The sequence below is a fragment of the Halomonas sp. NyZ770 genome, from assembly GCF_020616575.1.
GTDB lineage: Bacteria > Pseudomonadota > Gammaproteobacteria > Pseudomonadales > Halomonadaceae > Vreelandella > Vreelandella hamiltonii.
The window spans coordinates 3,569,191-3,582,495 of the sequence record NZ_CP085143.1 but is presented as its reverse complement, the minus strand read 5'-3'; the positions used below and the strand labels follow the sequence as shown (position 1 = coordinate 3,582,495).

General features: G+C 61.4%; 12 protein-coding genes. 5 read left to right on the top strand and 7 right to left on the bottom strand.

Going from position 1 to position 13,305, the window contains the following annotated elements:
- Positions 1-4: 4 nt before the first annotated feature.
- The 5 genes from LG409_RS16520 to LG409_RS16500 form a co-directional block, all read right to left on the bottom strand.
- Positions 5-376 (bottom strand): hypothetical protein, encoded by a 372-nt coding sequence (locus tag LG409_RS16520; RefSeq protein WP_096921983.1) that lies wholly within the window; start codon positions 374-376, stop codon positions 5-7.
- Positions 377-495: 119 nt separating this feature from the next.
- Complete coding sequence (locus LG409_RS16515; protein WP_096921984.1) at positions 496-1,698, bottom strand: M24 family metallopeptidase; 1,203 nt, start codon at positions 1,696-1,698, stop codon at positions 496-498.
- 70 nt (positions 1,699-1,768) lie between these two features.
- On the bottom strand, positions 1,769-2,509 hold the full coding sequence (locus tag LG409_RS16510; RefSeq protein WP_039175092.1) for a sulfite exporter TauE/SafE family protein: 741 nt from the start codon (positions 2,507-2,509) through the stop codon (positions 1,769-1,771).
- An 11-nt stretch (positions 2,510-2,520) separates the two neighbouring features.
- Positions 2,521-3,177, bottom strand: a complete 657-nt coding sequence (locus LG409_RS16505) for a transglycosylase SLT domain-containing protein (protein WP_227407177.1) — start codon at positions 3,175-3,177, stop codon at positions 2,521-2,523.
- 34 nt (positions 3,178-3,211) lie between these two features.
- On the bottom strand, positions 3,212-4,639 hold the full coding sequence (locus LG409_RS16500; RefSeq protein WP_039175093.1) for an aminotransferase-like domain-containing protein: 1,428 nt from the start codon (positions 4,637-4,639) through the stop codon (positions 3,212-3,214).
- Between the two features lie 233 nt (positions 4,640-4,872).
- Between LG409_RS16500 and LG409_RS16495 the strand changes: the two genes are divergently transcribed.
- From LG409_RS16495 to LG409_RS16480, 4 genes are all read left to right on the top strand, one after another.
- Positions 4,873-6,288: an APC family permease gene (locus LG409_RS16495; protein WP_227407176.1), complete on the top strand. Its 1,416-nt coding sequence runs from the start codon at positions 4,873-4,875 to the stop codon at positions 6,286-6,288.
- A gap of 30 nt (positions 6,289-6,318) precedes the next feature.
- Entirely contained in the window at positions 6,319-7,770 is a 1,452-nt protein-coding gene (locus LG409_RS16490) for an NAD-dependent succinate-semialdehyde dehydrogenase (protein WP_227407175.1), read from the top strand.
- An 11-nt stretch (positions 7,771-7,781) separates the two neighbouring features.
- Positions 7,782-9,056: a 4-aminobutyrate--2-oxoglutarate transaminase gene (gabT, locus tag LG409_RS16485; RefSeq protein WP_227407174.1), complete on the top strand. Its 1,275-nt coding sequence runs from the start codon at positions 7,782-7,784 to the stop codon at positions 9,054-9,056.
- 302 nt (positions 9,057-9,358) lie between these two features.
- Complete coding sequence (locus tag LG409_RS16480; protein WP_227407173.1) at positions 9,359-9,913, top strand: hypothetical protein; 555 nt, start codon at positions 9,359-9,361, stop codon at positions 9,911-9,913.
- A 308-nt stretch (positions 9,914-10,221) separates the two neighbouring features.
- Here LG409_RS16480 and LG409_RS16475 read toward each other — a convergent pair whose 3' ends face one another.
- Positions 10,222-11,802 carry a cryptochrome/deoxyribodipyrimidine photo-lyase family protein gene (locus LG409_RS16475; protein ID WP_227407172.1) on the bottom strand — a complete coding sequence of 527 codons (1,581 nt, stop codon included), beginning with the start codon at positions 11,800-11,802 and terminating at the stop codon, positions 10,222-10,224.
- Positions 11,803-11,913: 111 nt separating this feature from the next.
- Here LG409_RS16475 and LG409_RS16470 point away from each other — a divergent pair, with 111 nt between their 5' ends.
- Entirely contained in the window at positions 11,914-12,216 is a 303-nt protein-coding gene (locus tag LG409_RS16470) for an antibiotic biosynthesis monooxygenase family protein (RefSeq protein ID WP_016915196.1), read from the top strand.
- 22 nt (positions 12,217-12,238) lie between these two features.
- On the opposite strand, the gene menA is transcribed toward LG409_RS16470, so the two are convergent.
- Complete coding sequence (gene menA / locus LG409_RS16465) at positions 12,239-13,165, bottom strand: 1,4-dihydroxy-2-naphthoate octaprenyltransferase (RefSeq protein ID WP_227407171.1); 927 nt, start codon at positions 13,163-13,165, stop codon at positions 12,239-12,241.
- Positions 13,166-13,305 lie beyond the last annotated feature (140 nt).

The window sequence follows — 13,305 nt, the reverse complement described above, 5'->3', positions numbered from 1 at the left end:
TGGTTCACTGGCGCTGCCAAGGCCAGCGGCGCTTGGCGGGCGTGTCGATCTGCCCGAGGGCGCTGGCGAGCGGCAGCATGATGGCGCTGAGCTGGCGGTGGCAGACGGCGCTGCTGAGCACGCCGGGGCACTGCTTGAGCAGCAGGTCGCACTGCTGCGAGGCGATGAACAGCTGCTCGACCACCGCCGGGGCGAACAGCGGCTTGGCCTGCTGGCAGCAGCGGGTCAGCTCGCGGGAGAGCAGGGAGAGCATGCTGCTATCCAGCCAGCAGGGCAGCGGGTCTTCCAGCCGCCCAGCAATCGAGTGCTGAACGGCTTCAAACGACGTGCGTAAAAACAGCAGGGTTTGACGAAGCTGACGCTGTTCACTGGTCATGGGACGTTCCTTCACCTCAACGGCTCTTTCTCTGCCAGGGGGATGGCTAAAAAGAGAGTGTTTCTCATTTGCATCTTTTGGTGAAGATAGCCTCCTTCAATCGCAGTGTCAATCACAGGCTATGAGCGGGCAGGGGTGTCGCTTGCCTGATAGAGCTGCCAATCATTGTGGGTCAAGGGGATTGCCCCGTGCTCCGTCACCACGACCGTATCGCTCAAGCCAACGCCCCATTGGCCTGGCACCCGCAAGCAGAGCGGTAAATGAAACACCATGTTGGGTTCGAAGGTACGCTGCTGGCCTTTGGCAATATAGCCCGTGCCTTCGACCCAACTGGGCGGAAATTGCGCCCCCACGGCGTAGCCAAACACCTCGGAGAAAAACAGCTGGTCGCGTTGAGAGGCCAGCAGCTCATCGGCCGCCTGAGCCGCTGCATCGAAGGTGTGGCCGGGGCGCATGGCATCGCAGAGTGTCTCGAAGATGGCTCGGCAGAGGTCCTGAGTGGCGATAAGTGCAGCGTTTGGAGAGCCGGTGACGGCGGTGCGCATCATCGGTGCGGTGTAGCGCTGGTAAGCTGCGCCAAACTCTAAAAAGACCGGCTCATTGGCCTGGATTACGTGGCGCTTGTGGTTGACGTGAATCACCCCGATACGCTGCCCGCTAGTGACGATAGGCTGCAGGCTCATGAACTCGCTGCCGTGTGCGATAAGCGCTTGCGCGCCGATGGCGGCAATGTCGTTATCGGTCATGCCGGGGCGAATGGCGGCTATCGCCGTATCCAGCCCGGCGGCAGTGATGCGGGCGCTTTCGGCCAGCATCTCAAGCTCGGCACTGCTTTTGACGATCCGAATGGCATCGAGCAGGTCGCCCGCCTCCTGGAAGCGCTCCTGGCCGATGGCCTGGGACAGGGCGTTCATCACGCCGACTCGCAGCCCGCTGCTCCAGCCATCGATGCCCACGCGTGGGCAAGGGCGCAACAGGTCGACCAGCGGGGCGATGACTTCATCCAGGTTTTCCCATCGGTAGCCGATGATCTCATCGACACGCGCGGTCACCACCGCAGCGCCGGTTTCAATGGAGGCCACCTGCAGGACAAGTGTTTCGTGGGTACAGACCAGGCAGGCATGCACCGACACTTCAAAGGTGTGGTAACCGGTCAAATAATTGATATCGGCGGGGTCGGTGAGCAGCAGCGCGTCCAGCTCGCGCTGCGCCATGGCGTGGCGCACGTTTTCAAGGCGCACTTGATACTCAGCGGGGGGAAACGGCAGCTCGCGTTGAGCAAGCGATGAGGCAAGGGCTTCGCGGTAGTGGTGGTAATCCATGGCGACCTCCAGCGTTGGGTAAGGTCAGTATAGGTCGCCATCTCACGGGTGTTCTGCGGGTTCTCAACGCTTAGCGTGTCAGCAGGTAAACCCCCTGCAGGAAGTAGAACACCCCGATGCCGGTGACGATCCAGCGGGTCCAGGTGCGGAAGTTGGCATCGGTCAGGCGGTGCAGGATCCGCGTGCCGGTTTGGGTGCCCAGCATGGCAAAGGGCGCAGCCAGCAACACCATGGCCCACTCGCCAGCGCTGAGTGCCAGCGCTGCCCCCAGGTAAAAGATGATCTTGATGGAGTGAGCGACGACCTGAATCATCGCCTTGGTGGCCACCACCTGGCGGCGGTCCATGTGGGAGCGCACGAAGAAGATGTCGATCAGCGGACCAGACACCCCGGCGGCGATGGTCAGGCCGCCGGAGGCCAGGCCGCAGCACACGGCATGGCTGGGGCGTTTGGCGTCCAGTTGAAACCAATGTTTGGGCATCCAGACCAGCAGCGGCATCAGGCCGATCAGCAGCGACACCGTCGCCGCGTTGGGTGCGTAGTTGAAGAGCAGCAGTAACCCAGCGGCGCTCGTAACCCCCAGCGTCATGAGCGCCACGATCCGCCAGACGATGAAGTGTCGCGATAGCCACGCCCGCGACGCATTGGCGGTCAGCTGAATGACCCCATGTACGGCCATGGCGGTGCCCGCCGGGAAGATCACCAGCAGAAACCACAGCAATACCAGCCCGCCCGCCATGCCAAACACGCCAGACAGCAGGGAAGTAAAAAACACCACGCCAACGAATAAGCTACCTACCAACAGGGTCATGATGCGTGCCCTCAGCTACGGCAAAAGGGCCAGACCTGATAGAAGCGTCGACACTGAAACTCGGCTTCACAGCTGTTCAGCTGGGCTTGATAACGCCCGGCTCGCTGGGCGACCTGGCGGCCCGCGCTGAGCACGTGGGGCTTATTGCGGTAGGTGCCACGCTGATAGCCGCCCGCGCCTTCATGGTAGGCATAATAAAGGTGTTCGGGGTTGCTCAGGGAAATGCCGGTTTGCGCGCGGGTGCGGGCGTTGTACCAGCCGATGAAGTCGGTGGCGTGCTTCATGTGAGTGCGCCGCGCAAACATGCTGCCAGCCTGGTCGCGGTATTCGCCCCACACCGGGTCCTGTGCCTGGGCATAGCCCCTGGCCGATGAAGGGCGCGGGCCGGGAATGAAGCCCAGGTAGCGCTTGCGGTCGGGGCGCACATGGCTTCGGAACGAGGACTCCTGCTGAATGAACGACATCTGGGTGGCAATCGGCGTGCCCCACTGCTCCTGAGACTCCCGCGCATAGTCGTACCAGCTGGGTTGCTCGCGGAAGATTTCGCAGATGTTGCTCTGGTCCTGTGGCGGGCTGGGCGCCAATGAGGCACACCCCGACAGCAGCAACAGCGCCGCGATGCTCAACCATCGGCGCCAGGCCAGAGAGTTATCAACAGGGCGATGCATAGGACGTTCCTTGTGAATAAGTGGTTATACGGGGTCAGTGCCCCTGGCGCAGCAGTGGTTCCAGGCAGCGGCGCAGGCGCTGCGCTTCGCGTGCCAGGGTTTCCCCCGACAGCATACCCACCCCCATCACCAGGCCCACGCGAGGGTCAGAGGCGGCGCACACCGGGCTCAAAGGCCGCACGATCAAGTGCTCTTTCAGCAGCGCCTGGGCGATGGCCACGTCGTTGACGCCCGGCGCAAACTCCACGCATAGACTGATGGCACTGCTGGGCGGCGAGACCGAGCGCACCTGAGGCAGCGAGCACAGCTGGTCGTGCAGCACCTGCTGGCGGCCTAGATAATCCCGTTGAATACGCCGACACCAGGCATCCAGGTCGCCGTCGAAGATGAACTGGGCCAGCACCGCCTGGTCCAGCATACGGCCCTCACGAAACAGCTCGCTGCGCAGGCGGTTCATCGGCCCCGCCAAGTGGCGTGGCACCACCAGATAGCCCAGCCGCAGGCCGGGAAACATCATCTTGGAGAACGAGCCTACCAGCAAATGGCGCTCAGAGGTGGTATCAAAAAGTAGATTGGCATGATCGTCCCGGTTGAACTCGTAGTCATCCTCGACCACGTAGCGGGGCGCAAGCGCCTCGCACAAGCGCTGCTTGTGGGCAGCACGGGTCGGCACGCTGAGCGGGTAGTGATGCGAGCCGGTGAGGTAAGCCAGCGTGACCGGGCCTGAAGCGGTGGGCAATGTATGGCCCGTGTCCGGCTGCCAGGGCAGCATGTCGATGTTCAAACCCGCCGCCGTGAAGACGTTGCGCGCGCCCCAGTAACAGGGCGACTCCATGGCCACCGTGTCGCCCACATCCGCCAGGGCCACGGCGCACAGCTCGATGCCGTTGTGGGTACCGTCGGTAATGATGATCTGCTCGGTATCGCAGTGAATATTGCGCCAGCGGGCCAGAAATTCGCGGATGGCCCGCTTCAGCGGCCCGTAGCCGCCGGTGGAGTAGGAGAGCAGCAGGGCGTTTTGCGGCACCGTGACGCTGGCATAGAGCTGGCGCCACTTGCGCATCGGGAACTGGGCAATGTCCGGGATGCCCGGCACGAAAGCGCCGCTTTGAATCATGCTGGCCCCAGGCCCCTGCAAGACGCGCTGAGCGCGACGCGAAAGCCGAGGCGGCAGCGGTGGTTCGTGCGCTGGTGCGCTGGGCTTGCAGGTCCAGGTGCCCTGGCCGTGGCCGGTGGTCAGCAGGCGTTCCTCCTGCAGGGTGGCCATGGCCAGAGCCAGCGTTTGGCGGGCCACGCCGAAGGCCTCTGCCAGGGCGCGGTGCGAAGGCAGCCGCAGCCCGCCAGGCCACTGCTGAATGATGGCCTGGCGCAGCGCCTGCTCTATTCGTACCTGCTTGCTGAGCCGTTCAGGCTGCAGTGCATAAAGTTGTACGCATTGGTGCAACACCCGCTCGCGATCCATGAAATTGCCTCTTTTCTTCTGCCAGGCCGCGCATGATCAGCCTCTTGGACGAAAGCATTATGCGGAAATTGCACCGCTTTGGTGCATTCAAAAAATGGTCTAGTCGAACGCCAAAGTGGTCCATTACGCGGTTTGGCAGCCACCTGCTAGCGTGACGTTATTCCCTTGTCGGAATCAGGACACTGCGCCCAGAGCGCCAACCATAATCTCCAAAAACGTGCAGGAAAACGATAATGACGACTCCCTCTTCTGAACAGGACAAGCTCGTCCGGGTGCTGGCCCGGGGTGACGTGTTGGCCCTGGCCTTTGGCGCCATGATCGGCTGGGGCTGGATTGTACTGACCGGCACCGCCATTCAATCCGCCGGTAGCCTGGGCGCTATTTTAGCCTTTATCGTCGGCGGTCTGGCGATCGTGATGGTCGGCCTCACCTACGCCGAGCTGGCCTCTGCCATGCCCAGGGTGGGCGGCGAGCACGTCTACAGCTACCGCGCCCTGGGCCACTTGCCCTCGTTCCTGTGCACCTGGGCCATCATCCTGGGCTACTTGAGCGTGGTGGCATTCGAAGCCGTGGCGCTGCCCACGGTCATCGAGCACTTGGCCCCCAACTACGCCGTGGGCCACCTGTGGACCATCGCCGGCTGGGAAGTGAAAGCCACCTGGGTCGCCGTGGGCGTGGGCGGTTCGCTGGCCATGATGATCATCAACTACTTCGGCGTGACCACCGCGGCGCTGATCCAGAAAGTCGTCACGGGCATGATTCTGCTGGTGGGCGTCATGTTTGTCACGGGGGCGCTGTTCGAAGGCGAAACCATCAACATGATGCCGCTGTTCACCCAGGCCGATACCGGCGTGGTGGCGGGCATCGTCGCGGTGCTGGTCATGGTGCCGTTCCTGTTCGTGGGGTTCGACGTGATTCCCCAGGCCGCTGAAGAGATCAACCTGCCGTACAAGGCCATCGGCAAGGTGCTGATGATGTCGGTGATCCTGGCGGTGGTGTGGTACGCGCTGATCATTCTGGCCACCAGCCTGGCCCTGAACAGCACCGAACTGGCCGCCAGCTCCCTGAGCGTGCCGGATGCCATGGGCAGCCTGTTCAACGCCCCTTGGGCCAGCAACCTGATGGTATTGGCCGGTATTGCGGGCATCATCACCAGCTGGAACGCCTTCTACATCGGCGGTTCCCGGGCGATCTACGCTCTGGCGAAAGCGGGCATGCTGCCTGCACCGTTTGCCAAGCTGCACCCGCGCTATAAAACGCCCACCAACGCCATCTTCCTGATGGGCTTTCTCTCCTGTATCGCCCCGTTCTTCGGCCGCCCCGCGCTGGTGTGGATCGTCAACGCCGGTGGCCTGGGCATCGTGATTGCCTATCTGTTCGTGGCCATCTCCTTCGTGGTGCTGCGGGTTCGCGAGCCGGAGATGGAGCGCCCGTTCCGCATTCGTCACGGCAAGCTGTGCGGCACCCTGGCCGTGGTGCTCTCCTTCGGCATGGCCTGCCTCTACCTGCCCGGTAGCCCGGCGGCACTGAGCGGCGCTGAGTGGAGCATCTTCGCGGGCTGGTCTTTGCTCGGTGTGGGGCTGTACATCCACGCGCTGCGTACCTATGGCCGCGCCTACAGCGACCAACACATGATGGCTGACCTGTAAGCCGTTCCAACACCTTTAAAGGAGCACGCCATGAGCTTTATCGAACAGTGGTTGCACGATGCCGTACCGGCCCTGGTGGGCGGTGAATGGCGCAAGGGCCAGCAGACCTTTGCGGTGGACAACCCCGCCACCGGCGAGACCATCGCCCATGTAGCGGACTTGAGCGCCGACGATACCCGCGATGCCGTAGCCGCCGCTTATGAAGCTGGTGCCGCCTGGCGCGCCACGCCGGTCAAACAGCGTTCCGCGCTGCTGCGCCGCTGGTTTGAGCTGGTCAATGAGCACGCCGACGACCTGGCCCGCCTGATGACCCTGGAGCAGGGCAAGCCGCTGGCGGAAGCCAAGGGCGAAGTGACCTACGGCGCCTCGTTCATCGAGTTCTTCGCCGAAGAAGCCAAGCGTATGGCCGGGGAAACTCTGCCCAGCCACGGCGCCGACAAGCGCCTGCTGGTACTCCGCGAGCCGGTAGGCGTGGTGGCCGCGATCACCCCGTGGAACTTCCCGCTGGCGATGATTACCCGCAAGTGCGCCCCGGCCCTGGCCGCTGGTTGCACCGTGGTCATCAAACCCGCCGAAGCCACCCCGCTGACCGCCCTGGCCGCCGCCTATCTGGCGCTGGAAGCGGGCCTGCCCGCCGGTACCATCAACGTGGTAACGGCCTCCAAACCCGCCGCTGTGGGTGAAGTGCTCACCACCGATGCGCGGGTGCGCAAAGTGTCGTTTACCGGCTCTACCCCGGTGGGTAAGCACTTACTTGCCCAGTGCGCCAGCACGGTGAAGAAGACCGCCATGGAGCTGGGCGGCAACGCCCCGTTCATCGTCTTCGATGACGCCGACGTGGACGCCGCCGTGAACGGAGCCATCGCCTCCAAATTCCGCAACGCCGGGCAAACCTGCGTATGCACCAACCGCTTCCTGGTGCAGGACGGCATTTACGATGCCTTCGTCGCCAAGCTCACCGAACGCGTGAACGCGCTGAAGGTAGGCGACGGCCTGGCCGACGGCAGCATCATTGGCCCGCTGATCAACCAGGCTGCGGTGGATAAAGTGCAGCGCCACGTCGATGACGCAGTAAATAAAGGCGCGCGCCTGCTGTGCGGCGGCCAGCCCCACGCGGCGGGCGAGCGCTTCTTCACCCCCACGGTGCTGGCGGATGTGACCACCCAAATGGCCGTGGCCGACGAAGAGACTTTCGGCCCGGTGGCCCCGGTGTTCCGCTTCAAGCAGGACGAAGAAGCCATCGCCATGGCCAACGACACCCCGTTTGGCCTGGCCGCCTACTTCTACGCCACGGATTACCGCCGCATCTGGCGCACCATGGAAGCGCTTGAGTACGGCATGGTCGGCGTCAACGAAGGGTTGATCTCCACCGAGCTGGCGCCGTTTGGCGGCGTGAAGGAGTCCGGGTTGGGCCGCGAAGGCTCCCACCACGGCCTCGATGAATTTACTGAACTTAAATACGTCTGCGTTGGCGGCCTGTAAAGAGAACGATGATGACTAATCAAGAACTGAACGACCTGAAAAACCGCTTCGTGGCCAACGGTGCCGCCACGCCCACCACCCAGTTTGCCGAGCGCGCCGAAAACGCCGAGCTGTGGGACGCCGACGGCAACCGCTGGATCGACTTCGCGGGCGGCATCGGCGTGCTCAACCTGGGCCACCGCCACCCGAAAATCGTGGCCGCCGTGGAAGCGCAGCTCAAGAAAGTCATGCACACCAGCGCCGCGGTGATCTCCTACGCGCCCTACGTGCAGCTGTGCCAGAAGCTCTGCGAACTCACTCCGGTACGCGGCCCCGAGCGTAAAGCGATGCTGGTGAACACCGGTGCCGAAGCGCTGGAAAACGCCGTGAAGATCGCCCGCGCCGCCACTGGCCGCACCGGCATCATCACCTTCGATGGTGCCTTCCACGGCCGCACCATGATGACCCTGGCGATGACCGGCAAGGTGCTGCCCTACAAGAACGACTTCGGCCCCATGCCGGGCGACGTATTCCGCGCCCCGTTCCCCAACCCGCTGCACGGCATCAGCGAAGAAGCCTCGCTGAACGCCATTCGCACGCTGTTCAAGACCGATATCGCCCCGCACCGCACGGCGGCCATCGTGATCGAGCCGGTCCAGGGCGAAGGCGGCTTCTACATCGCCTCACCGGACTACCTGAAAGCCCTGCGCGCGCTGTGCGACGAGCACGGCATTCTGCTGATCGCCGACGAAGTGCAGTCCGGCTTCGCCCGTACCGGCAAGCTGTTTGCGCTGGAACACAGCGGCATCGAAGCGGACATTCTCACCACCGCCAAGAGCCTCGCCAACGGCATGCCGCTCTCTGCCGTGGTCGGCACCGCCAAGGTGATGGACGCCTCCGGCCCCAACTCCCTGGGCGGCACCTACAGCGGCAACCCGCTCTCCTGCGCGGCGGCCCTGGCGGTGATCGAGGTGATCGAGGAAGAGAATATTCTTGAGCGCAGCGAGCAGATGGGCAAGATGCTGGCCGAACGTTTCGCCGTCTGGGAAGCGCGCTTCCCCGCCGTCGCCCACGGTCGCCAACTCGGCGCCATGGCCGCGTTCGAACTGCTAGATAGCGAAGGGAAACCCGATACAGCGCTCACCGGTGCGCTGTGCGCCAAGGCGCGTGAGAAAGGCCTGATCCTGCTTTCTTGCGGTTTCTACGGCAACAGCATCCGTATTCTGGTACCGCTGACGGTTTCTTCTGCGGTGTTGGAGGAAGGGTTGAGTATTATTGAGGAGTCGTTGGAAGCGCTTAGTGAATAGCGTTTAGGCAGGACTGAGCCCGCCCATCGTCAGGTAGCGTAAGCTGTTGACGGTGGGTGGGTTTTTTGTGGGCGTTGAAAGGCTGACGCAGATATTGCCAATCGCTTTCAGGCTTGTGTTAATCTTGAGTTTAATAGGGTTGTCGTTCATGGTGGCAATGCTAGGGAATGTATCAAAAGTACTAATGTTAATATTTTGATCTAATTGTGCGTAATTTAATAAATTTTTCGACTGCTTTGTAAGGTGTTTCAAAGCTGTGCCGCATCTTGATACATTAGCGGCTAGATGAGAGTGATTTAAATATGGTTTTTGATATATTAATGTTTATCATAGCAGCATATGGTGCAGGGCTATCGACCTATATATTCGTAATGAATAAGCCTCAGTATGACCTGAAATACAGTATGCACCTGTTTGCAGTGCCGTCAGAAAGGAAAGACGTCAAGTTTGTCCCTGGTGAATTCGTATCTATTACGGTTATCAATACAGGAAGGATCCCAATTTATGTAGGCAAACATGGATTTGTCGATGAAAATGAAAAATTCCTTATCGTTAATTCGGTTGACCCTGCTAGTGTTAGAAAAAACAATGCTGTTCAACCAAAGTTCAAAGGCAATGAAATATCGGGATTTGCATCTACAAATGAAAGTGTACCTTTAATTTTCGACGATAGGGAAATAAAGCCACATGCAACTTCTATAGCCTTTTTTCACGCTGAGTCGCTTCTGAGAGCCGTGCGAGAAAGTGGAGCAAAAAGGATATCTATGTATGTGGAGTGTGGGAATAATAAAAAAGTTAAGACGATCGACGAAAGTGAGCTATCAAAACTTGAACGCGTAGGAAAAATTGGAAAATAGTGTTAATGAAATTATAGTATCAGTGTTTATGAAGTTGTAATATCAGACTGCTTCTTCATTGTGATCCAAGTTAGAAAACAATCAGGTATCATGTGCTGCAATCAATCAAGTAGATACTTGTTAACTTTTCCTCATACGATGGCAGTATAGTGAACAGCTCACTTGACTAGTTAAGAAGTTCGTTAAAAATATCAACTAAGCGGCGAGCGGCCAAATTTTACTCATGGTGTATATGCCATGCTAAGTGTTCTCCGGTGCGGCCAAGCCTAATAGCAAAGATTTTTGTCAATTATAATTATTTTTTGCGGCTAGCTATCCTCCAACCCACCCTCACCAAACAACAAAAGCTGCTGCCGATTATCAGCCTTCGCTTTCTTACCACGCCGAGCAGGTGGCCGCCGCTGGCTCGCCAGCTTATCCACAATCGCTTGGCTGGCATCCCTCGCTTCCGGCGTGCGGCGCAGTTCATACAACATCTTCTTCCAGTGGCGTGCTTCGGCTTCGAAATCGTTGGGGATGGGGTAGTCGACGCCCGGCTGAAAGCCGAAGCGTTTTTGCAGGCTTTCCGGTAGGGCCCAGGGTTTGGCGCGCCATTCCAGAGGCAGGGGCGCAAGCTCGGGCACCCAGCGGGCGATGAACTCGCCGGTGGGGTCGTTATCCTCCGCTTGCTTGATGGGGTTGTAGACCCGCAGGGCGTTGGTGCCGGTGGCGCCTGCCTGCATTTGCACCTGGGGGTAGTGAATGCCGGGTTCGAAGTCGGTGAATAGCCGCGCCAAGTGTAAGGCTGGCTCAACCCAGTGCAACCCCAGGCCAAAGGTGGCGTGGGATATCAGCATGGCGCGCATGCGAAAGTTGATCCAGCCGGTGGCGGTCAGGCTGCGCATGCAGGCATCCACCAGCGGCACGCCGGTTTGGCCCTGTTTCCAGGCGATCAGGTGCGGGTGTTCCGGGTCGCGCTCCCGCAGGCTGCGCAGCGCCGGGTGCAGGGTTTGCTGCTCGATGCTGGGTTCGCTTTCCAGCTTTTGAATGAAGTGGCAGTGCCAGTAGAGCCGCGAGGTAAAGGCGCGCAGCGAGCGGGCCCAGGCGATGTCGTCGGCGTGTTTTTGGCGCTGGCGGCGCAGGGATTGCACCACTTCACGCATCGAGAGCGTGCCCCAGGCCAGGTGCGGGGAGAGCCGCGAACCAAACTCCCAGGTCAGTAACGGTTTGGAAAGCGAGCCGCGATAGCGCCGCCCGCGCTGGGTAATAAAGCTCAACCACAGCGCGCGGCCTTCACTGCGCCCGCCCCGCTGGCGTTGGGGGCAGGGCGTGGTATCGAACCCCAGGGTCAGCGAGGGCAGTTGCGCTACGTCTACGTGATGAAAGGCTTCCCAACCGGGTGCGGCCACCGCTGCTTGTGGCGCGGGGCAGGTGGGGGCGGCCATCAGCGTTTCCCAGTGGCTTTCCCAGCGGGATTGGTGCCCGGCGCGGCTGCTCAACCCGCGAATCACGCCCTGCTGGCGGGCTTCCTGCCAGGGCACCTGGTGGGCCTGGCACCAGGCCTGAACGCGCTGGTCCCGCGCGAAGCTCCAGGCGTTGCCGGTCTCCTGGTGGGAGTGCAGCACCAGTTCGCCGTAGTGGGCTTTGAGGGCGGCCAGGCACCCCAGCATATCGCCTTGCCACAGGCAGAGCGGCAGGCCCAGGGTGTCGAGCGCCTGGGCCAGGTCAACTAGCGAATCGGCGGCAAACTGCCAGTGGCGCAGGGCGCTGTCGGGCGTTTGCCACTGGTCGGGCTCGATGGCAAACAGCGGCAGCACCGGGCCTGCCGCTGCGGCGTTGGCCAGCGGTGCGTGATCGTGAATGCGCAAATCGCGTTTGAACCAAACGACCTGAAGGGGTGCCTGAGCCATGAGCCGTAACGCCTGTTCGTCGCAATCTATTCGTGATGAACGGAAGACGTTACCATCAAGCCAGCGTTGGCGTAATCACTCTATCTACTCCCGATCAACAGGAGAGTCTCGATGTACATTGCCATGAACCGTTTTCGGATTGCCCCAGGCCGCGAAGAGGATTTTCTGGAGGTGTGGCGCAACCGCGATTCCCACCTGGAGGAAGTGCCGGGCTTCAAGGAGTTTCACATGCTGCAGGGCGAAAGCCAGGAAGAGCACACCGTGTTCATCTCCCACAGCGTGTGGGAATCCGAAGAGGCCTTCCGCGCCTGGACCAAGTCAGAGGCTTTCCGCAAAGCCCACGCCAATGCCAAATCGCCGGAAGGCATTTACCTGGGGCCGCCCAAGTTCGAAGGCTATGAGGTAGTGCTGTAAGGCCCTTGGCCCCAAGCCGCCGTCAGGCCAGCGCCAGCCCCACCGCGAGCAGCAGGCTGTAAACCAGCGTGGAAAGCGCGGTTTTCTTGAGCATGCCCGTTAGCTGCTCGCCATTTTCGGTGCGGCTGAGCGTGCGCCCGGCGTCGTAGAGCGGCTTGGCCACCACCAGGCAGCTCCAGCCCACCCAGGGCACGGGCAGCCACACCAGATACCCCAGCGTCAGCAGCAGGGCGGCGCCCAGAAGCGCCCAGTGGTAGAGAACGGCCCGCCGTTTGCCCAGCCTCACGGCCAGCGTCATCTTGCCGTGGCGGGCATCGCTTTGGATGTCGCGCACGTTATTGACGTTGAGCACGGCGGTGGCCAGCAAGCCGCACACGGCGGCGGGCAGTATGGCCAGCCCGTTCAGGCTCTGGGTATGCAAGTAGAGGGTACCCAGCACGCCCAGCAGCCCAAAAAACACGAACACCGCCACATCCCCCAGCCCACGATAGCCATACGGCTTGCCGCCCAGCCCCACGGTGTAAGTGATGGCCGCCAGCAAGGACGCAGCCCCCAGCAGCACGAACACCAGCCAGCTGCGCAGGTCGCTGCCAAAAGCGACGAACAGCAGCGACAACCCCGATATGGCCGCCGCCAGCCCGGTGAGCAGCATGCCCCGGCGCATGGCGTCTGGGGTCAATAGCCCGCTGGCCACCGCCCGCGTGGGGCCGGTGCGGCTAGCATCGTCCACTCCCGATTGGGCATCGCCATAATCGTTGGCCAGGTTGGAAAGCACCTGCAGAAGAATGGCCGTGAGCAGCGACAGCAGCAGCACCCCACCCTGAAAGCCACCCGCCTGCGCCGCCATGCCCGAACCCAGCAGGATCGAGGCGCAGGCCAGCGGCAGGGTGCGCAGCCGTGCGGCGAGCAACCAGGCATGGAGTGGGCGGTGTGGGGTGGTGTGTTCCATGGTGAGCATTCCTGTTGCAGTCGCTGAACTGGTCAGCGTGGCTGGTCGGTGTAGCCATCGGGCAGAGTAAACATTCAACTCTGTATCATTAATGGCAAAAACCACGACCTGGGTCAAAAAAGAGGTATCCGTCCTGACGC